Origin of the sequence: Nonomuraea sp. NPDC050663, from assembly GCF_044456985.1 — a bacterium.
Taxonomy (GTDB): domain Bacteria; phylum Actinomycetota; class Actinomycetes; order Streptosporangiales; family Streptosporangiaceae; genus Nonomuraea.
Map to the genome: position 1 here is coordinate 739,611 of NZ_JBITGL010000001.1, position 19,570 is coordinate 759,180.

A 19,570-nucleotide genomic window follows, 5' to 3' on the forward strand; every position below is an offset into this window, starting at 1 on the left:
GCGGGCACCCGCCCCTGCTCGCTCAGGTCAGCACCAGCCGGAATCCCCGGTGGCCTTGATGGCCTCCACCTTGCGAACCTCGATCTTCATACGCACCTCCGATCACTCTTGGGCGGTATCGGGATGAGCGTAAGGGGAGAAAAACCCGCAACCCAGGACCAAATGCGCCAATACCCTGCAATTTCGTGCCACAAGGTCAAGAAGCCAGACTTATGGCGTTTATATGGGGCGCATTGTTACGGTCTCCGCCCGTGGAGGAAGCGACGGACTGCATCCTGCTCCCCAAGCTCCTGATCGAGACGTCAGGCCTGGACCCCGGGCGGACGGCGGAACACGTGGGCATCCCCGACTGGGCCATGCGCACCGACCACGCCGCGGTCGCCAGCGCCTGCTATCTGCGCACCTGGGAGCTCGTCGAGCATGCGGCGGGCCGCTCCGACATCGGCCTGGCGATCGCCCAGCAGTACGTCGTCGGAGCCCTCGGGCTGTACGACTACCTGTTCATCACCGCGCCGACCATGGCAGAAGGCTTCGCCGCCACCGGGATGTTCATGGACACCGTGAGCACCAACTGGCACTTCGAACCCGGCGACGAGACCGAGCAGGAGATCTCCTTCAACGTCCAGCTCAGAAGCGGCGGCGGCCGCGGCGGCGAGCTGGCCATGCAGTTCGGGCTCGCGGGCGTCTTCAGCCGCGCCCGCAGGGTCACCGGCCGGCCCATCAGCCCGGTCCGCGTCGCGTTCCGCCAGCGCGCACCACGACACCAGGAGTCGTTCCGCGCCGCCTTCGGCCCCGGCCGGCTCGAGTTCGACGCCCCGACCGACTCGGTCACTCTCCGCAAGGCCGACATGCGGCTGCCGTTCCTCGGGGCCGACCCACTGCTGGGCAACATCCTGCGGCGATACGCCGAAACCCTCACCCCACCGCCCGCGGCCACCAGTTGGCTCGACCGCTTCCGCCAGACGACCGCCGCGTCCCTCGGCGCGGGGCCGTCGTTGAACGGGGTCGCGGCGCGGCTGGGGGTGAGCCCGCGCACGCTCCAGCGCCGCCTCGCGGACGCGGGGACCACGTGGCGAGGGGAACTGGACCGGCTGCGGCGGGCGGAGTTCGAGCGCGGGCAGGGGGCGGGGGCGGCGGACCTGACGCGACGCCTGGGGTACGCGGACGCACGCTCGTTGTCACGGGCGGTGCGACGGTGGAGGTAGGCGCGGCTCCGGCTCACAACCAGTCGAGGAAGACCGTGTCCGCCGCACGTATGAGGTCCGTCGGAATCGGTCTGATCTGCTGAGAGGTCGTGGAAACGACCCGGAACTCGGAAGCCTCGACAGCTGTGTCGGACGCCATGCCGTGCGGGAGGTAGGGGTAGTGGACGAAGGCCACGAACGACGTGCGATCGGCCGACATAAGCACGCCTTCTGCGATGGTTCCGTCGTCGGGGCGCACCACGTTGATCGCCTCTCCCACCGTCTGACCGGAAGCGGCCTCCCGCACCCGGAACACGCCTGACCCCGAGCGGCACAGGACCCGCTGGTCGCTGACCCAGCCGACCACGCTCGTGCAGTCGCCGACCAGGGTGGCATTCCGCGCCGTCTTCCTGGTGAGCGCGGACGAGGTGGTCAGGGCGTCGAAGACGGTTCCGTAGACTCCCGGCGCGGTGGCCGCGAAGCGGCGGCCATCGGGAGAGAGGCGGACCGTGTTCGCCTGGAGGGCACGCGACGGGTGGCCGGTGAGGCTCAAGGGCAACTCGTGCCCGGTGGCGGGGCCTTCGTCCTTGATCTGCTTGTCGCCTCCGATGGACCGGGAGCCGATCCGTGCTTCCCCGGAGGCCTTCGAATAGGTGAACCAGACACGCCGTCCGTCGGGCGACATCACGGCATTCTGCTCGTCGGACGCCTCGCCGCCCCATGGGTCCGTGGGAGAGGCGACGTCCTCGCTGTCCACCGAGCCGGCCAGGGTGCGGTTCTTCCCCGGAAGGCGGTACACCACGGCCATACGAGTGAAGCCCTGGTCGAAGAGGGACCGGATGCGAGGCGCCTTGGACTCCATGTCGTTCAGCTGGTACGGGGACTCGTTGTTGCGCCCGACATCACACAGATCGACGAGCGGGCTGTGGACGGGTCCAGCGTCGGAGGCGTTGCTGAACTCGGCGTTCTGGGGGATCGAGAAGTATCGCTCCGCAAGTCGCTCCCATGTGCCGGGTCGCCATGCCCGCACCGCGATGGCCGCGAAGCGTGCTCCCATCTCGCAGGTGGCCGTGATGACGGTGTTCTTACGCGTGAAAGGGCTGTCCGGGGGTGCGTGCCCGCTCTCGGAAGTGCAGGAACCAAGGAGGAGGACGGTCCCGACGGCGGCCAGCACCTTCGTTGCTATGGCATGCATGTGGGGCTTGTGCGGAGCTTGTGGCATGCGGTCCAGGGCACCGCGCCGAACAACCAGTCCTGCTGCGGGCGGGCGGGAGGGAACTCGGTCCTGATGACCAGCGGCTTGCCGTCCTTGTCGGTCAGGCGCACCCATCCGTCCTTCTGGTGCACGTCGACGTAGTGCATCGAGATGCCCCAGGTGCAGACCTTGCCGACGGGCGCGATGGACTCGACCCTGAGCCCGCCGGACGACTGCCCGCCTCCGACCTCGATCCTGCGGATGCTGAAGTACGGCTTGCCCTGCCCGTCGACTTCGTCGGTCAGGACCGGCTCGTAGGACCGGGGCGGGATGTGCAGCAGGACGCCCTCGTAGGCCGAGCCGCCCTGCGCGGGGTAGCGGATCACGGCCTTCGCGGTGCTCCGCCGGCAGCGCACGTCGACGACCTTCCAGTCGTCGATGACGACGGATTTCTCCCGGCCGCTGAGGACGTTCAGCTTGAAGACGTAGGCGAGTTCCGCGCCGTCGCCTGCCGTCCGATCGTGATAGACGGATGGGGCCTTGTTCATGGTGGAGGTGTAAGCCAGTGGCCGGCCGCCGAGGCTCTTCAGATAGGAGAACACCTTGGTCGAGTCCGCCATGGAGGTCATCTTCCGCACTTCTGAGGCGGACAACTTCCGGTCGAGAACCACGTTCCAGAAATCGGGTTCGTTCTTCTCGGGAGTGAGGGAGACGACGAATGGCAGCTCGGCCGCGTCGATTTCCTTCTGGGTAGCGTGCTCCGCTCTGGCGATGGGGGCAACGGCGAAGTAGTCCCAGCTGAGCGCCCATATTCCGGCGGCGACGGCGAAGACGACCCCGAGGGCGATCAGGCGGCGCCGCTTCCGGCGAGAGGCGGAAGGGGCGAGGCCGAGTTTGGAGGCGGCGAGGGAGGACCAGCTTTCGTCGTCTCCTGGAGTTGTCCCCGTCATGGCCCTCACCTGTCGACCGCTACTGTTGCCGTCCATTTGTACAGAATTCGAGAGGGCTGGCGGGCGGGTCGGATGTTATTGGGTGAGGTGACGGGTGAATGGCGCAATGTGGGTGTGCCGAATAGGCGTGAAATGACTGCCCGTTGGAATCAACGGCAACGACCGGGGGCCCGGGGGCCGGAAGGCCCCCGGCAGGGGGTCTTGGGGGGCTCGGCCCCCAATGAAGGGAGCCCGAGCCCGCCCCGCGCCGAAGGCGCACGACCCGCGAGGCCCGTGCCGTCAGGGGAGGGCGTTGAGGAAGCGTGCCGCGATCGGGGCGGCCACCGCCGCGCCCGCGCCTCCGCCCTCCACGACCACGGCAAACGCCAGGTCCCCCCGGTACCCGATGAACCAGGCGTGCGACGGCGGTTCCGCCCCCGAGCCGTACTCCGCCGTCCCCGTCTTGCCGGCCGTCCCGTGGGGGAAGGGCACCGCGTGCGCCGTGCCTTCCGTGACCACCGCGGGCATGAGCGAGCGCAGTGCCTTGAGCACTGACGGTTCCAGGGCGCGGGTGGCGGGCTGGTCGGCGAGGAGGTCGGCGGGCAGGAGCCGGGGCGGGCGCCAGGTGCCGTCGGCGATGGCGGCGGCGACGGCGGCCATGTTGAGCGGGCTGGCCAGCACCCTGCCCTGCCCGATGGAGGCCGAGGCGAGGTCGGTGGCGTCCTTGGGCGCCGGGAAGTCGGCTCGTACGGCGGGCACGCCCGGGTTGATGGGCACCCCGAATCCGAAGTCGCCGGCGACCTTGGTCAGCCGTGAGGCGCCGAGGTCGGCGACGGTCATGGCGCCGAACGTGGTGTTGCAGGAGTGCGCGAACGCGTCGCGGAAGGGCAGCGTGCCGTAGTCGCGGAATTTGGCGTTGTGGAACGGGAAGCCGCCGATGTTCTGCTCGGCCGGGCATTTCACGCTCTGTTCGGCGGAGACGCCGTCGGCGACGAGGGCGGAGGCGGTGACGACCTTGAAGGTCGACCCGGGCGGGTATTTGCCCATCAGTGCCCGGTCGAAGCCGCCCCGGTTGTTGACCACGGCGAGGATCTCGCCGGTCGAGGAGCGCAGGGCGACGAGGGAGGCGGGCGCGTCCACGTCTTGGAGGGCTCGGGCTCCGGCGCGGTGCACGCGCAGGTCGAGCGTGGTGCGGATGGACGAGCGTCCCTTGGCGGAGGTGGAGTCGAGCGTTTTGACGAGCCGGTCGCCCTGGTAGACGGCCAGCCGGGAGGTGCGGGCGCCGCCGTCTCCGTCCTTGAGCCCGGCGACGATCTGCTGGACCGATCCTGGCACGTCGCCCGTGTCGATCCTGGCTCCGGTGGCCGACAGGATGGGCACGCTCTCCTGGGTGGCGAGCAGTCGCAGGCGCCGTCCCGGCTTGAGGTCGGGCTGGATGGTGGCGGGTGTCCACGACACCTTCCACGTGCGCTCGTGCTCGATCAGGGTCAGTTTGTGCGTGTAGGAGAGCGTGCCGGCGCGTGCGGTGAACGCGCCGCCGGCTCCCGCTTCGATGGTCATCTTCGGCAGCCCCCGGTGCCATGACGCGAAGTCGGCGGGTGGCTCGGCCACCAGGGCCTTCATCGCCGGATAGTCTCGCCGCCCCCAGGCCGCGAGGTAGGCGGTGGCCGTCTCCTCGGGTGAGCCCTCGGTCCTGGTGAACCATACGACCCCCGCGGCGGCCACCAGTGGCACCACCAGCCCTGCTGCGATGTAACGTCCCTTCCCCATGACCCCAGAGGACACCAGATACCGGACATAAGTGTCCAATATCGATATCAGCCCCAGAGTCATATAAAAATGGATATATGGACCTGGTCAGGCACCTCCGCTACTTCGTGGTCGTCGCCGAGGAACTGCACTTCGGCAACGCCGCGATCCGCCTCGGCATGGCCCAGCCGCCCCTCAGCCAGCGCATCAAGCGCCTCGAGACCGAGCTCGGCACCCGCCTGTTCGACCGCTCCGCCCGCCAGGTGCGCCTGACGGAGTCGGGCAGGCTCCTGCTCGGCGAGGCGCGCGAGATCGTCGCCCGCGTCGACAGGCTCAAGGAGCTGGCGCGGACCGGCGAGGGCACGGTCCTCAGGGTCGGCGTGCCGCCCGACCTGGCCGCGACCGTGATCGCCGAGCTGGTGGCGGCCTTCCGCGAGGACAACCCGGAGGTACGGCTGGCGCCGGTCGAGTTGTGGACGGCCGAGCAGGTGGCGGCGCTGGCCGACGGGTCGATCGACGCGGGCCTGGTCAGGCATCCGATCACGGCGGCGGGGCTGGGTTTCGGCCCGGCGCTGGTCCAGGTGCCGGGCGTGCTGCTGGCCGAGCAGGATCCGCTGGCGCGCTTCCGCGAGGTGCACCTGGCCGACCTGGCGGGGCGCGAGCTGCTCATGCCTCCCGAGGAAGGCCTGCTCGCCGAGACCCTGGCCGAGTGCCGCCGCCGCGGGTTCGTGCCCGCCCAGCTCCACCACGGTGTCGGGCTCGGGCTGGTGCTGGCGGGGGCGGCGGTGTCGTTCGGGGCTCCGGCCCAGGTGCCGGGGCTGGCGTGGCGGCCGCTGCTCGGCTCGCCGCTCGCGTGGCGGGTCTCTACCGCCTGGCGTGCGGAGACGCCTATGATCGCCCAGTTCGCGGCGGCAGCCGTACGGACTTTGAAAGGCAGGGCCGGGATGAGCGATGAGGGTTCCGCGCCCGTGCGGCGGGTCAGCGGCCGGCCGGGGTTCCTGTCGTGAACCTCGAGAGGGAGTTCCGGATGGCCGGAGTCGACGGCTGGCTGCATGCCGTCGATCTCGACAACGGCACGCAGGTCGGGCACGGGCCCGACACGCCCGTGGTCACCGCCTCTGTCTTCAAGGTGCCGCTGCTGGTCGAGCTGGCCAGGCAGGCCGACGCGGGCGTACTGGACTGGACCGAGCAGGTCACCGTCACCGACGCCGACCGCGTCTTCGGCCCGACCGGGGTCTCGGCCTTCCTCGACGACGCCACGCTGTCACTGCGCGACCTGGCCCTGCTGATGATCGCGCTGAGCGACAACACCGCCGCCGACCTGCTCCTGGCCAGGGTCGGAGCGGACCGGGTCAACGCCATGCTGGACGGCTTCGGGTTCGCCGGGACCCGCGTGGTGACGAGCGCGGCGGGGCTGTTCCAGAGCACGGTCGAGGACGTGGGCAGGGCCTGGCCGGTGGTCGACCCCGAGGAGATCGCCCGGCTGCGGGTCCTGGACCCGGCCCAGACCAACCGCAGCACGCCCCGGGAGTGCACCGGCCTGCTCGAACTCATCTGGACCGACCGCGCCGCCTCCCCGGAGCGGAGCGCCTGGATGCGCACGGTGCTCGGCCGCCAGGTCTGGCCGCACCGGCTGGCCTCCGGCTTCCCGTACGACGATGTGGGCGTCTCCGGCAAGACCGGCACGCTGCCGACCGTGCGCAACGAGATCGGCGTGGTGGAGTACCCCGACGGGGGCAGGTACGCGGTGGCGGTCTTCACGCGCGCGCATTCCACGGCCTACAACCAGCCCAGGGCCGACGCGGTCATCGGTACGGCGGCGCGTATGGCGGTGGACCACCTACGGGGGTAACCCGATATGTGTGCCCCCATGATGACTTCGCACGAAGGGCAGGCCAGGATGGGACATATGGTTGCTGAAGGCGAGCTGCTCTGGGAGCCCACGGACGAGGCCGTCGCGCAGGCCAGGATCACGCGCTACTTCCAGGCGCGCGGCCTGAGCGATTACGAGCAGGCATGGCAGTGGTCCGTGGACGATCCAGAGACGTTCTGGAGCTCCATCTGGGACCACTTCGAGGTGGTCGGTGAGCGTGGCGACGGGCCCGTCATCACTGGGACGATGCCCGCGGTCGAATGGTTCACCGGCAGTAGCCTCAATTACGCCGAGAATGCGCTCCGTCACCGTGAGGGCAAGGCCGTCGTCTTCCGGTCCGAGCACGGCGTCCGGCAGGAGCTGTCCTGGCAGGAGTTGCGCGCCGAGGTCGCCCGAGTGCGCACCGGCCTGGTCAAGCTGGGTGTCGGCCGCGGCGACCGGGTCGCCGCCTACCTGCCCAACATCCCGCAGGCGCTCGTCGCGTTCCTGGCGACCGCCTCGCTGGGGGCGATCTGGTCGGCGGCCTCGCCCGACTTCGGCGTGCCCAGCGTGGTGGACCGGTTCACCCAGATCGAGCCCAAGGTCCTCATCGCCGTCGACGGCTACCACTACAACGGCAGGAGCTTCGACCGCTCGCAGGCCGTCCACGACATCGCCGCGGCGCTGCCGTCGCTGCGCGCGACCGTCTGGATCCCGTACCTGACGGCAGCCGAGGAGCACCGCCCGCCGCAGCAGGCCGAGCCCGCGGCCGGTCACAGTTCGGCGCTGCCCAGCGGCGAGGTCATCGGCTGGGAGGGGCTGCGCCAGGAGGAGGGCCCGCTGGAGTTCGAGCGGGTGCCCTTCGGCCACCCTCTGTGGATCGTGTACTCCAGCGGCACCACCGGCCTGCCCAAGCCGATCGTGCACGGGCACGGCGGCGTGGTGCTCGAACACCTCAAGGCGCTCAGCTTCCACCAGGACCTGGGCGAGGGCGATGTGTTCTTCTGGTACACCACCACCGGCTGGATGATGTGGAACTACCTCGTCGGCGCCCTGCTGGTGGGAGCGGTTCCCGTCCTCTACGACGGGGCGCCGGGCGACCTGTGGGCGCTGGCGCGCGAGGAGGGCGTCAGCTACATGGGCGTCGGCGCGCCGTACATCCTGGCCTGCATGAAGTCCGGCGCCAAGCCCGAGGGGCTGCGCCTGCGCGGGCTGGGTTCCACCGGCTCGCCGCTGCCGCCCGAGGGCTTCGCCTGGGTGGCCGAGAACCTGCCCGGCGTGCCGGTCGGCTCGTTCTCCGGCGGCACCGACGTCTGCACCGGCTTCGTCGGCTGGACGCCGCTGCACCCGGTGCGCGCGGGTGTCATCTCGTGCCGGTCGCTGGGCGCGCGCGTCAAGTCCCTAGACCCGTCGGGCAAGCCGGTGACCGGCGAGGTGGGGGAGCTGGTGGTGACGCGTCCCATGCCGTCGATGCCGGTCATGTTCTGGAACGACCCTGACGGCTCGCGCTACCGCGACAGTTACTTCGACGTCTATCAGGGCATCTGGCGCCACGGCGACTGGATCAAGATCAACGAAGACGGTTCCTGCGTCATCTACGGCCGCTCAGACTCCACGCTCAACCGCGGCGGCGTGCGCATGGGCACCAGCGAGTTCTACCGGGTCGTCGAGCGGTTCCCCGAGATCGCCGACTCGCTCGTCATCGACACCGGCCAGCTCGGGCAGGACGGCCGGCTGCTGCTCTACGTGACCATGGTCGAGGGCGCCACGCTCAGGGACGACCTGATCATGACGCTGCGCCGCACCCTGCGCGACGAGCTGTCGCCTCGGCACGTGCCCGACCAGATCATCGAGGTGCCGGGCATCCCGCGCACCCTGTCGGGCAAGAAGCTGGAGGTGCCGGTGCGGAAGATCCTGCTCGGCACCCCCGTGGAGGAGGCGGCCAACCGGGACGCGATGGCCAATCCCGACGTTCTACGCTTCTTCCGCCCCTAGCAGCGGCAGGCACGCCTCCAGGCCGTGGATCTCGATGTCCGGCCTGGGGGTCCAGTCCTGTACGGCAAGGCGGAACAGCTTGACGTCGACGCGCTTGCCCTGCCGGTTGTGGGTGCGCATGCCGTCCTCGCGGTAGCCGAGCTTGCGGGTCACGCCCAGCGAGGGCAGGTTGTCCTCGAAGACGTCGGTGGTGGCGTAGTCGGCCTTCAGCCCGGCGAAGGCCAGGTGGAGGATGGCGCCGCGCATCTCGGTGCCGATGCCCTGGCCCTGGAACCTCTTGCCGATCCACGAGCCCGACAGCACCTCCTTGCGCACGGCGAAGTCGGAGGCGCTCAGACCCTGGAAGCCGATGGCGCGGCCGTCGTGGATGACGGCCAGCTCCAGGCTCCAGTCGCCGGGGGTGAGGGCGCCCCAGAGGCGGAACTGGTGCTGGATCACGCTGAGCGCCCGCTTGTCGGGCGTGGTGTCGCTCCACGGGAAGGTGAAGGGCATGAATCCCGGGTCGTGCACTCCCTCGGCGGCCACCTCGGCGATCTGCTCGAGGTCATCGAGGCTGGGAAACCGCAACTCCAGCCGGGGTGTGGTGATCTTCAGATCGAACAGAGGGAAGCGCCGCATTGGTGAAGTGTGCCAGGTCAGTCCACCTGTAGGCGAAATGATTATGCATCCGCGTCAGCTCCAGCAGCCGCATCACGCACGGCGCGGGGTCGAGCAGCACCAGGCTCTCCGTCCGGTGTGCGATGCGCACCAGCGCCGTCAGCCCGGCCGCGTCCATGAAGGTGACGTGCGAGAGCGACAGCCTGACGTGAGGAGCCCTGGTGGCTGCCACCACCATCATCAGATGGCTGGTCGAGGAGATGTCGAACTCCCCCGCCACCAGCAGCAACGCCGTGTCGTCGACGCTGTGGATCTCAATGCGAAGGCCCATGGCCCGCTCCAGACATGCCGTTGGCGGAAGGCCGCCGGGGTCTGGAGCGGTAGGTCGGTCAGGTATTGCTCTCAGTAGTCGTACCAGGTTGTGGAACGCGCTGCCACCCCTTCCCCTCAATCACCGCGAGAGCGATGTCCGAGAGGCGATGGTTGCCGCTCCTGGCGAAGCGGCGCAGCTCTTCGAAGGCCAAGTCCACGGTGGTGTCCATGCGTTCCGCCAGGACACCCTTGGCCTGCTCGATCACGACGCGGCTGTGCAGGGCGTGCTGGAGCTGCTCGGCCACCAGCTCGCGCTGCCTGGCCGTACGCTCCTGCAGGATCCCGATCGTGGCCACGTCGGCCAGCGCCTGCGCGATTCGCACCTCGGTCTCTCCGAGGGGCACCGGCGAGGCGCGGAAGAGGTTGAGCGCGCCGATCACCGAGCCCTGGTGCCGCATGGGCAGCGCGCACACCGAGGCGAAGCCCGCCCGCTGGGCCGCCCGCGAGAACGAGGGCCAGCGCCTGGGCTCGGTCGCGGTGAAGTCGACCCGCTGACCGCTGCGATAACACTCGACGCACGGCCCCTCGTCGGCCTGCAGCTGGAACAGTTCCAGCAGCCTGGCCTGCTCGGAGGAGGCGGCGACGAGCTGCAGGCGTTCGCGGCTGCCCGCGAGCAGCAGTCCCGCCGCGTCGACCGCCAGCAGTGATACGCAGTGGCCGGTGAGGCCTTCGAGGAAGTCGATGACGTCGAAGTCCTCGACGAGGGTGTCGGCGAGGCCCACGAAGGCGTCGGCCAGTTCGGCGTCCCTACTCATGATCGGCCTCCTTCCGTGAACCTCAGGCGGCGCTCCAGCACCCTGCGCGACACCTCCGACAGGCGCATCTCGTGCTCGCGCGCGTACTGGCGCAGGTGCACGAAGGCCTGTTCCAGGGTGACCCCCAGCTGGACCGAGACCATCCCGGTCGCCTGGTGGGTCTCGATGGCGCCGGTGTCGGCCTCGGGATAGTAGGCGGCGCCCGACAACATGACCTCGAGCAGCCCGCTGGCCAGGCCCAGCGCCTGGCCCCAGGCCCAGCGCGACAACCCTCCCGGCTTGGTTCGATACAGGGAGACCCCGCCGAGCCGGATGGCTCCCTCGCGTAGTGGCAAGACGAAAACGGCGCGTACCCCGCTGCCGAGCGCCCCCAGGGTGAAGTCGGGCCAGCGGGTCTGGAAGTGGGTGAGGTCGAGATCGGTCGCCGCCACCGGGCCTCCGGTGCGCCAGGCGTCGAGGGCCGGTCCCTCACCGAGCGTCGACTGCATGTCCTCTAGCCGGTCAGCCAGGTCGTCGCTGCTGTAGAGCAGCGACAGGGACTGGCCACCCACCCATGCGGCCACGGCGTCCATGCCGAGCGCATCCTGGGCCGTGGCGCACAGACGAGAGATCACAGCTTGCTCGGCAGCACCGACCGCGACTGTCATAGACCCCGCCTCGTCCCGCTTCTCCTCCTGACCGGACGTTGATTGATTGACCGTCATGCCCACCACGACTGCCCTGAAATGCGGGTTCAGAACCCCTGGGGCAGCCGGAACAGGCGATCGGGGTCGTAGGCGGCCTTCACCTGAGCCAGCCGCCCGGCGTTGCCGCCGTAGTAGGCCGTGCGCCAGGAGGCCAGGTCCGGATCGATGTAATTAACGTACGCGTGGTCGCCCAGATGCGGGGAGAGCGCCCCGTGCACCCCGCGCACCCAGCTCCGGTCGCGGCCGGGCGCGTAGTACTGCACGCTGAACAACGCCTGCCGGTGCGGGAAGGCCGTCGCGCCCTCGGGGACGCGGGCGACGGCGCCGCCCATCGCGTCGAGCAGCACGGTGTGACCGCCCTTCCTGGCCACCCAGGAGACCAGGGCGTCGACGCCCGCCGCCGGGATCCTCCGGTAGGCGAAGTGCGACTTGGCGGTGAAGGCTTCGCGCGACAGCCGCCCGTCGCGCGTCTGGCCGGGCAGATGGCACTGGGAGACCGACAGCCCCGAGCAACCGGCCATGATCATCATCGCGTGGTGGTGCGTCGTCTGACGGACCGACCGCGAGGAAGGGGCTCCCAGCCGGTCGGTCAGCGGCTTGAGCAGCGGGGCCAGTCCGGCCTGCGGGCCCAGGAAGAGCCCGCCGATCTGCACGTCGAGGCCGCCGGTGTCGCGCGACAGGTGCAGGTTGGCCCACAGCCCGTCGGGGGCGGCGGGCGCCCACGCCTGCCAGGTCCTGACCGCCGCCGCGGCCTTCCTCCACGGCCAGTGCAGGAAGAAGGCGGTGACCTGCGCGGTCTGGTGGGCCAGGAAGGTGAAGGAGACGGCGACTCCCACATTGCCGCCGCCCCCACCCCTGCACGCCCAGAACAGCTCCGCGTGGTGCTGGGCGTCGCACGTCAGGAGCCGCCCGTCGGCGGTGACGATCTGCACCGACTCCAGGGCGTCACAGGTCAGTCCGTACTTTCGGGAGACGACGCCGATGCCGCCGCCCAGCGTCAGCCCGCTCACGCCCACGGTCGGGCAGGTGCCGGCGGGGATGCTCACGCCGTGGCGGGCGAGCTTGCCGTAGACGTCGATGAGCTTGGCGCCCGCCCCGACGGTCGCGCGGCCGTCGCGGTAGGTGACGGTGTCCATCCGGGAGACGTCGACGACCAGGCCGGGGCCGGTGGACCAGCCCGCGTAGGAGTGGCCGCCCGACCTCGGGTGCACGGCGAGCCGGTTCTTGCGGGCGAAGGCCAGGCAGGCCGAGACGTCGGAGGCGTCGGCGCAGTAGGCGACGCCGCCGGGCCGTACGGAATCGAAGGCCGGGTTGAACAGCCTGCGGGCGCCGTCGTAGGCCCGGTCGCCAGGGCGCACGAGGGTGCCCTTGAGAGTACGGCCCAGCCCCGTCCAGTCGGGCGGCGGCGCGAAGGACAGCAGCGGGGCCAACGCCGCAGATTGCAGGAAAAGCCGTCGATCCACGCATGTGAGACGGGCGAGTGCCCCCGGAGGTTGGGTCACAGATGTGTCACCGACGCGGACGGCGCCTCAGCGGCGGGTCCACACCGGCTGGCGGAAGTGCGCCACCCGCGACTCGGCGGCCTCCCGCCCCAGCAGCACGACCTCGCGGAACTGCCACAGGATCGCCCCCGTCGGCGCGTGGATGCGCATGTCGGGCGCGAGCCACATCTGCAGCAGCGGCGGACCGTCGGGCAGGTCCACCCACTTCGGCACGTCGTCGGCCGCCAGCCGCTCCAGCGGCACCCGGTGCGCCGAGTGCACCTCCCGAGGATCGGGCCGCAGCGGCTGGACAGCGGCGGGCACGGCGACGATCGGCGTGATCGCGAAGCCCGAAGCCGCCGGGAAGTCGTCGAGCCGGCCCACCACGTCGGCGGGCCCGACGACGAGGCCGAGCTCCTCCTCCAGCTCGCGCAGCGCCGCCTGCTCCGGCGACTCGCCCGGCTCGGTCCTGCCGCCCGGCAGCCCCCACTGGCCGGCGTTGCGGCCCCGGTAGGCGCGCTTGATGACGACCACGCAGGGCGCGCCGTCGTCGCCGGGCACCACGCACAGCACCACCGCCGCGGCCCGCATGCCGGGCGCGCTCTCCAGGGTCGTGTGCTTGTAGCCGGCGAGCCGTTCGCGAGCGGCCCGGCGGAACTCGGTCACTCGCGAGGGCGTCATGCCGCCGATCATCCCTGATCGGTCACTGATTGCGCATCCTGTCCACGTACAGGTCCCAGAAGCGCTTGGTGTCCACCTCGAAGACGATCGTGGCCTTACGGGTGCCCGCCGGGTTGTTCGGCCGGTCGAACTCGCCGAGGTTGTAGCCGAGCGAGCGGCCGTAGTTGGGACCCATCGTGGAGTCGACGTCGACGTAGCGCTCCTCGGAACGCTTGACGAGCGAGCGGTCCAGGAAGATCCCGGCGGCGATGGCGTCCCAGACGAAGGTGCCCTGTCCGCGCTGGATGTCCTTGAACATCTTCTTGATCGGCGTCTCGGTCCCGGCGACGATGCGGTCGTACTCCTTCTTGGTGAAGCGCACCTTGAGCGCCGCGTCGTGCGGCACGATGGTCTGCTTCTTGAACGGCGTGCGCAGCACGATCTTGGCGGCCTCCGGGTCGAACCACCAGTTGAACTCGGCCGCGGGGGAGATGTTGCCCGGCACGTCGAAGGCGCCGCCCATGTAGACGATCTCCTTGACCAGCGGCACGATCTCGGGGTGCGTCTTGACCGCCAGCGCGACGTTGGTGGCCGGGCCCAGGGCGAAGAGGGTGACCTGGCCGGGGTGCTTCTTGACCTGCTGGGCGATGAACTCCGCGGCGGGGCCGGGGGCCGGCTTGGTCTTCGGGGCTCCGCCGTACGTCTCGACCTGCCGGTAGGACGAGGGGCGCGGGCCGTCGAACGCGCCCGCCCAGGGGGCCTTGCCGAACAGGTGGTTCTCGCCCTTGAGCCCGTCGAGGCGCCCTGGCACGAGCGGCTCGACCGCGCCCTGGACCACGGGGATCTCCTTGCGGCCGACCAGTTCCAGCTGGCGCAGGGAGTAGGCGGTGCCCTGCTCGGCCCAGGTGTTGCCGGCCACGGTGGTCACGCCCAGGATGTCGACCCGGTTCCCGGCGGTGAGCATGAACGTGGCGACGGCGTCGTCGTTCAGCTCGCCCATGTCGACGTCGATGATGACCTTCTCCTTGGGCACCTGCTCACTGACCGTAGCCGTGGGGGAGAGCAGGAGGAGGGCGGCGGCGAGTATGCGCATGTGATGTCCCTTCAACTCGTGTTGAAAGATGGGCGCTTATACGAAAAACCACAAGAAGGAAGCGGCTTTGGTGATGAAGCTGTGATCTTGGGATAACGACTGGGTAACAGGCCATCTACACGTGTTGCAACCGATCGGGGATTGGTCGATGGTTGCCGTCAACACGAGTAGATGGGATTGCCGTGGTCACACGCCGTGACGTCGCCCGCCTGGCCGGAACCTCCGAGGCCGTGGTGAGCTACGTGCTCAACAACGGGCCGAGGAACGTCGCCCCGCACACCAAGGAGAAGGTGCTGCGGGCCATCGACGAGCTCGGCTACCGGCCCAACGTGGTGGCCCGCTCCCTGCGCACCAACCGCACCCACACCATCGGCCTGGTCGTGCCCGACAACGCCAACCCGTTCTTCGCCGAGCTCGCCCGCGAGATCGAGGAGGTCGCCTTCGAGCACGGCCTGACCCTGCTGCTGGGCAACGCGATGGACGACGACGGCCGCGAGGCCGCCTACGTGCGCACCCTCATCGACCGCCAGGTCGACGGGCTCATCCTGATCCCCACGCACGGCCCGCGCACCTGGCAGTCGCTGCTGGCCGCCTCGGGCGTGCCGTGCATCGTGCTCGACCGCGAGCTCGACGGGGTCGAGGCGGGCCACCTGCTCATCGACAACGAGGGCGGGGCCTACGAGGCCACCAGGCACCTGCTGGAGCACGGCCGCCGCCGGATCGGCTGCATCGCCGGCCCCGAGGACATCCATCCCAGCGTGGACCGCGTCGCCGGGTGGGCCCGCGCGTTGCGCGAGGCGGGGGTGGACCCCGACCAGATGCCCATCGCCTACGGCCCTTTCGGCCGCCGGCACGGGTATCTCGGAGCCCTCGACCTGCTCTTCCGCGAGAACCGGCCGACCGCGCTGTTCGTGGCGGGCGACCTGATGGCCTTCGGCGTGATGCGCGCGGTCGCCGAGCTGGGGCTGACCATCCCCGGAGACGTGGCCGTCTGCTCCTTCGACGGCATCGTCGGCACCGCGTACACGATCCCGTCGCTGACCACCATGCGCCAGCCGCTGGAGGTCCTCGGCCGCCGCGCCGTCGAACGGCTGGTCCACCAGATCAAGGGCGAGACCGGGCACGAGCGGGAGGTGCTGGCCGCCCGCCTCATCCGTCGGGGCTCCTGCGGATGCCCCGACACGATCGAGGGGGTGAGCCATGCGGGCTGAGGGCCTCTGGCATCCTCGCCTCCTTCACCTGCTCGCCCGCGCCGGCCACGGCGACCTGGTCGTGGTCGCCGATCCCGGCCTTCCCGTGCCGCCAGGCGTCGAATCCGTCGACCTGGTCTGGCGGCGCGACGAGCCGCGCTTCCTGCCCGTACTGGAGTCGATCCGCGAGGAACTCGTCGTCGAGCACGCCTTCGTGGCTAAGGAAGCGCCCCGCGACTTCCTTCCCGGGGCCGAGCGCATCCCCCACGAAGAGCTCAAACACCTGACCGAACGGGCGCTCGTCATCGTGCGCACCGGCGAAGCCACCCCCTACGCCAATGTCGTGCTCCGCGCCGGCGTCCCCTTCTGAGGAGAGAACATGAAAAAGCAGATCATCGCGGTCGCCGGTCTGGCCCTCGCCCTCGCCGCCTGCGGCAAGGAGGGCGGCACCACCGCGGCCACCGCCCCCGCCGCGCAGCCCGGCGAGAAGCCCGCCCTGTGCCTGGTCATGAAGTCGCTGGCCAACGAGTTCTTCCAGCAGATGCAGAAGGGCGCGGAGGAGCACGCAGCCAAGCGCGGCGACCTGACCCTCCAGGTCGTCGGCATCCAGAACGAGACCGACATCGACAACCAGGTCGCCGCCGTCGAGAAATGCGTCACCCAGCAGGCCAGGGCCATCGTCATCGCCCCCGCCGACTCCCGCGCGCTCATCGCCCCGCTCAAGCGGGCCGTCGACGCCGGGGTGAAGGTCGTCAACATCGACGTCCAGCTCGACGAGGGCGCGATGAAGAGCGCCGGCATCGCCGACAAGGTGCCCTTCGTCGGCCCCGACAACCGAGAGGGCGCCAAGCAGTCCGGCCTGGAGCTGGTCAAGGCGCTCGGCAAGGACGCCGAGGTCGTCATCCTGGAGGGCAACCCGGGCGCGGCCAACGCCACCCAGCGCAAGCAGGGCTTCGAGGACGCGATCAAGGAAGGCGGGCTGAAGCTCGCCGGCTCCAAGACCGCTCACTGGGAGACCAACGAGGCCCACACCGTGCTCGGCAGCATGCTGACGGCCAACCAGAACATCAAGGGCGTGCTCGCCGCCAACGACAACATGGCGCTCGGCGCGCTGAAGGCCATCGAGGAGCAGGGCAAGAAGGGGCAGATCAAGGTCGCCGCCTTCGACAACATCCCGGCCATCCAGCCGCACGTCAAGGAGGGCACCGTCGTGGCCACCCTCGACCAGTACGGCGCGCAGCAGGCGGCCAACGGCATCGACTACGCGATGAAGATGATCGCGGGCGAGTCGTTCTCCGGCTGGCAGAAGACCGAGATCAAGCTGATCACCAAGGACTCCCTCCAGTGATGTTCCGGGCGACCGGGCTGGTCAAACGATTCCCCGGCGTGCTCGCGCTCGACGGGGTCTCGCTCGACATCGCCGCCGGCGAGATCCACGCCCTGGTGGGGGAGAACGGCGCGGGCAAGTCCACGCTGGTCAGGTGCCTGGCGGGCATCCACGCGCCCGACTCGGGCGCCATGGAGCTCGACGGCCTGCCGTACCGGCCGGGCAGCGCCGCCGACGGGCTGGGCGCCGGCATCCAGGTGGTGCACCAGGAGCTGGCGCTGCTGCCGTACCTGACCGTGGCGGAGAACCTGTTCCTGCGGCGGCTGCCTCGCAGGGCCGGCGTCGTCGACCGGCGCAGGCTGCGCGCCGACGCCCGCGACCTGCTGGCCCGCATCGGCCTGGAGATCTCGCCCGACACCCCGGTCGAGCGGCTGGGCATCGCGCAGATGCAGCTCGTGGAGATCGCCAAGGCGCTGTCGACCGAGTGCCGCCTGCTGATCATGGACGAGCCGACCGCGGCGTTGACGCCGCGCGAGGCGGGACGGCTCTTCGACATCCTGCGCGACCTGCGCGAGAAGGGGGTGGCGATCCTCTACATCTCCCACCACCTCGAAGAGATCATGGAACTCGCCGACCGCGTCACCGTGCTGCGCAACGGCCGCTCCATCGAGACCGTGCCGCGCTCCGGGCTGAGCATCCCCGGCATGGTGCGCTCGATGGTCGGGCGCGACCTGGCCCAGGAGTTCCCGCCGATCCCCGCCAAGGAGCTCGGAGAGGAGGCACTGAAGGTCTCCTCGCTCAAGGTCGCCGGGTTCGACGGGCCCGTGTCGTTCTCGGTGCGCAAGGGCGAGGTCGTGGGCTTCGCCGGCCTCGTCGGCGCGGGCCGTACCGAGGCCATGCGGGCCCTGTTCGGCGCCGACCCCGCCGTCGCGGGCACGGTCGAGGTGTACGGCAGGCGGGTGCGCATCCGTCACCCGCGCGACGCCGTACGGCACGGCATCAGCCTCCTGACCGAGGACCGCAAGTCCCAGGGCCTGGTGCTCGACCTGCCGATCTCGCAGAACGTGACGCTCGCCAGGCTGCGCGGCGCCCTGGTGAACTTCCGCCGGGAGCGCGAGGTGGCGCAGGAGCTCGGCGGACGTCTGCGGCTGAAGTCGGCGGGCCTCTCGCAGCACGCCCGCACGTTGTCGGGCGGCAACCAGCAGAAGGTCGTCCTGGCCAAGTGGCTGCACGCCGGCTCGGAGATCCTCATCGTCGACGAGCCGACGCGCGGCATCGACGTGGGCGCCAAGTACGAGATCCACGAGCTGCTGCTCAAGCTCGCCGCCGACGGCAAGACGCTGCTCGTGGTCTCCTCCGACCTGCCCGAGCTGATGGGCGTCTGCGACAGGATCCTCGTCTTCTCCCGGGGCAGGATCGCCGGCTCGCTGGAACGCCAGGAGTTCGACGCCGAACGCATCCTCACGCTGGCCTACTCCGGCTACCTCAAGAACGGTGACAACTCATGATTCGACGGTTGGTGCTCGGCGAAGCGGGCATCGGGGTGGCTTTGGTGCTGCTCGCGGGATTCTTCATGGTCGCCGCACCCAGCTTCGCCACGGAGCAGAACCTGCGCAACATCATGACCCAGATCACGCTGAACACCGTGCTCGCCGTGGGCATGACGTTCGTGATCCTGATCGGCGGCATCGACCTGTCGGTGGGCTCGGCGATGGCGTTGTGCGCGGTGGTGTCGGGCACCCTGATGGCCGGATCGGCCTCGGCGGGGACACTGCTTCTGGCCATCCTGCTCAGCATGGCGGTGGGCGGCGTGGTCGGCTTCGTGAACGGATTCGTCTCGGAACAATGGCGGGTGCCGTCGTTCATCGTCACGCTGGCCATGCTGAACATCGCCAGGGGCGCGGCCGAACGCTACACCGGCGCGGCGACGATCTACGACCTGCCCGCGGCGCTGAACGACTTCGGCACGCTCACCCTGGCAGGCATCCCGGCCGTGTTCTGGGTGGCTCTGGTGCTCGTCGGCCTGGGCTGGTTCGTGCTGTCGCGCACCGTCTTCGGCCGCCTTGTGTACGCGATCGGCAACAACGAGGAGGCCGTGCGGCTGTCGGGGCACAAGACGTCCCGCGTCAAGATCGCCTGCTTCGTGATCGGCGGGTTCACCGTCGGCGTGGCGGCGCTCCTCTACATGGCCAGGCTCAACATCGCCTCACCGATCCTGGGCCAGGGCTACGAGCTCAACGCCATCGCGGCCGTCGTCATCGGCGGCGCGTCGCTGATGGGCGGGCGCGGATCGATGATCGGCACCTTCCTGGGCGCCTGCCTGCTCGGCGTGCTCACCAACGGGCTGCTGCTGATGGGGGTCGACGACTTCTCGCGTCAGATCATCACCGGGTTCGTGATCCTGCTCGCGGTCATCCTGGACGCCTACCGGCTGCGGCTGGCACGCAAGCTCGCCGTCACCGCGGCGCCCGTGGCCGCCTGACGAGGCGCACCGGCCGGACGGGG

19 protein-coding genes are annotated in these 19,570 nt (G+C 69.9%); 9 read left to right on the forward strand and 10 right to left on the reverse strand.

All coding sequences use genetic code 11. The features are described from left to right. The first annotated feature begins 251 nt into the window (after positions 1-251). A complete protein-coding gene (locus ACIBH1_RS03630) occupies positions 252-1,205 on the forward strand; it encodes an AraC family transcriptional regulator ligand-binding domain-containing protein (RefSeq protein WP_397311983.1) in 954 nt (317 codons plus the stop codon). A gap of 13 nt (positions 1,206-1,218) precedes the next feature. On the opposite strand, the gene ACIBH1_RS03635 is transcribed toward ACIBH1_RS03630, so the two are convergent. From ACIBH1_RS03635 to ACIBH1_RS03645, 3 genes are all read right to left on the reverse strand, one after another. Beyond that, positions 1,219-2,358 carry a hypothetical protein gene (locus tag ACIBH1_RS03635; protein ID WP_397311984.1) on the reverse strand — a complete coding sequence of 380 codons (1,140 nt, stop codon included), beginning with the start codon at positions 2,356-2,358 and terminating at the stop codon, positions 1,219-1,221. An 8-nt stretch (positions 2,359-2,366) separates the two neighbouring features. Beyond that, a complete protein-coding gene (locus ACIBH1_RS03640; protein WP_397311985.1) occupies positions 2,367-3,329 on the reverse strand; it encodes a hypothetical protein in 963 nt (320 codons plus the stop codon). A 279-nt stretch (positions 3,330-3,608) separates the two neighbouring features. Continuing rightward, positions 3,609-5,078: a penicillin-binding transpeptidase domain-containing protein gene (locus ACIBH1_RS03645; protein WP_397311986.1), complete on the reverse strand. Its 1,470-nt coding sequence runs from the start codon at positions 5,076-5,078 to the stop codon at positions 3,609-3,611. 77 nt (positions 5,079-5,155) lie between these two features. On the opposite strand from ACIBH1_RS03645, the gene ACIBH1_RS03650 reads away from it, so the two are divergent. The 3 genes from ACIBH1_RS03650 to ACIBH1_RS03660 are packed head-to-tail and all read left to right on the forward strand — an operon-like array spanning position 5,156 to position 8,904. After that, a complete protein-coding gene (locus ACIBH1_RS03650) occupies positions 5,156-6,064 on the forward strand; it encodes a LysR family transcriptional regulator (protein ID WP_397311987.1) in 909 nt (302 codons plus the stop codon). After that, positions 6,061-6,909, forward strand: a complete 849-nt coding sequence (locus ACIBH1_RS03655; RefSeq protein ID WP_397311988.1) for a serine hydrolase — start codon at positions 6,061-6,063, stop codon at positions 6,907-6,909. The genes ACIBH1_RS03650 and ACIBH1_RS03655 overlap by 4 nt, the downstream gene beginning before the upstream one ends. Positions 6,910-6,966: 57 nt before the next feature. Next, positions 6,967-8,904, forward strand: a complete 1,938-nt coding sequence (locus tag ACIBH1_RS03660; protein ID WP_397311989.1) for an acetoacetate--CoA ligase — start codon at positions 6,967-6,969, stop codon at positions 8,902-8,904. Here ACIBH1_RS03660 and ACIBH1_RS03665 read toward each other — a convergent pair. The 7 genes from ACIBH1_RS03665 to ACIBH1_RS03695 all read right to left on the reverse strand — a co-directional run bounded on the left by ACIBH1_RS03665 (position 8,884) and on the right by ACIBH1_RS03695 (position 14,548). Beyond that, on the reverse strand, positions 8,884-9,522 hold the full coding sequence (locus ACIBH1_RS03665; protein WP_397311990.1) for a GNAT family N-acetyltransferase: 639 nt from the start codon (positions 9,520-9,522) through the stop codon (positions 8,884-8,886). The genes ACIBH1_RS03660 and ACIBH1_RS03665 overlap by 21 nt on opposite strands. After that, on the reverse strand, positions 9,449-9,832 hold the full coding sequence (locus ACIBH1_RS03670; protein WP_397311991.1) for an STAS domain-containing protein: 384 nt from the start codon (positions 9,830-9,832) through the stop codon (positions 9,449-9,451). The genes ACIBH1_RS03665 and ACIBH1_RS03670 overlap by 74 nt, the downstream gene beginning before the upstream one ends. A 58-nt stretch (positions 9,833-9,890) precedes the next feature. Further along, entirely contained in the window at positions 9,891-10,628 is a 738-nt protein-coding gene (locus ACIBH1_RS03675) for a GAF and ANTAR domain-containing protein (protein WP_397311992.1), read from the reverse strand. Then, positions 10,625-11,242, reverse strand: coding sequence for a GAF and ANTAR domain-containing protein (locus ACIBH1_RS03680; RefSeq protein ID WP_397311993.1), 618 nt, complete (start codon positions 11,240-11,242; stop codon positions 10,625-10,627). Before ACIBH1_RS03680 ends, ACIBH1_RS03675 begins: the two co-directional genes overlap by 4 nt. Before the next feature lie 119 nt (positions 11,243-11,361). Beyond that, complete coding sequence (locus ACIBH1_RS03685; RefSeq protein WP_397311994.1) at positions 11,362-12,744, reverse strand: FAD-binding oxidoreductase; 1,383 nt, start codon at positions 12,742-12,744, stop codon at positions 11,362-11,364. 99 nt (positions 12,745-12,843) lie between these two features. After that, positions 12,844-13,476 carry an NUDIX hydrolase gene (locus tag ACIBH1_RS03690; protein ID WP_397311995.1) on the reverse strand — a complete coding sequence of 211 codons (633 nt, stop codon included), beginning with the start codon at positions 13,474-13,476 and terminating at the stop codon, positions 12,844-12,846. Between the two features lie 22 nt (positions 13,477-13,498). After that, entirely contained in the window at positions 13,499-14,548 is a 1,050-nt protein-coding gene (locus tag ACIBH1_RS03695) for a nucleoside hydrolase (protein ID WP_397311996.1), read from the reverse strand. A gap of 182 nt (positions 14,549-14,730) precedes the next feature. On the opposite strand from ACIBH1_RS03695, the gene ACIBH1_RS03700 reads away from it, so the two are divergent. Genes ACIBH1_RS03700 through ACIBH1_RS03720 form a run of 5 tightly spaced genes read left to right on the forward strand, consistent with a single transcriptional unit; the run spans position 14,731 to position 19,547 of the window. Then, positions 14,731-15,759, forward strand: coding sequence for a LacI family DNA-binding transcriptional regulator (locus ACIBH1_RS03700; protein WP_397311997.1), 1,029 nt, complete (start codon positions 14,731-14,733; stop codon positions 15,757-15,759). After that, positions 15,749-16,108: an RbsD/FucU domain-containing protein gene (locus ACIBH1_RS03705; protein WP_397311998.1), complete on the forward strand. Its 360-nt coding sequence runs from the start codon at positions 15,749-15,751 to the stop codon at positions 16,106-16,108. Before ACIBH1_RS03700 ends, ACIBH1_RS03705 begins: the two co-directional genes overlap by 11 nt. A gap of 9 nt (positions 16,109-16,117) precedes the next feature. Next, positions 16,118-17,086 carry a sugar ABC transporter substrate-binding protein gene (locus ACIBH1_RS03710; RefSeq protein ID WP_397311999.1) on the forward strand — a complete coding sequence of 323 codons (969 nt, stop codon included), beginning with the start codon at positions 16,118-16,120 and terminating at the stop codon, positions 17,084-17,086. After that, positions 17,086-18,573 (forward strand): sugar ABC transporter ATP-binding protein, encoded by a 1,488-nt coding sequence (locus tag ACIBH1_RS03715; RefSeq protein ID WP_397312000.1) that lies wholly within the window; start codon positions 17,086-17,088, stop codon positions 18,571-18,573. The genes ACIBH1_RS03710 and ACIBH1_RS03715 overlap by 1 nt, the downstream gene beginning before the upstream one ends. Beyond that, positions 18,570-19,547, forward strand: coding sequence for an ABC transporter permease (locus ACIBH1_RS03720; protein WP_397312002.1), 978 nt, complete (start codon positions 18,570-18,572; stop codon positions 19,545-19,547). The genes ACIBH1_RS03715 and ACIBH1_RS03720 overlap by 4 nt, the downstream gene beginning before the upstream one ends. Positions 19,548-19,570: the final 23 nt, after the last annotated feature.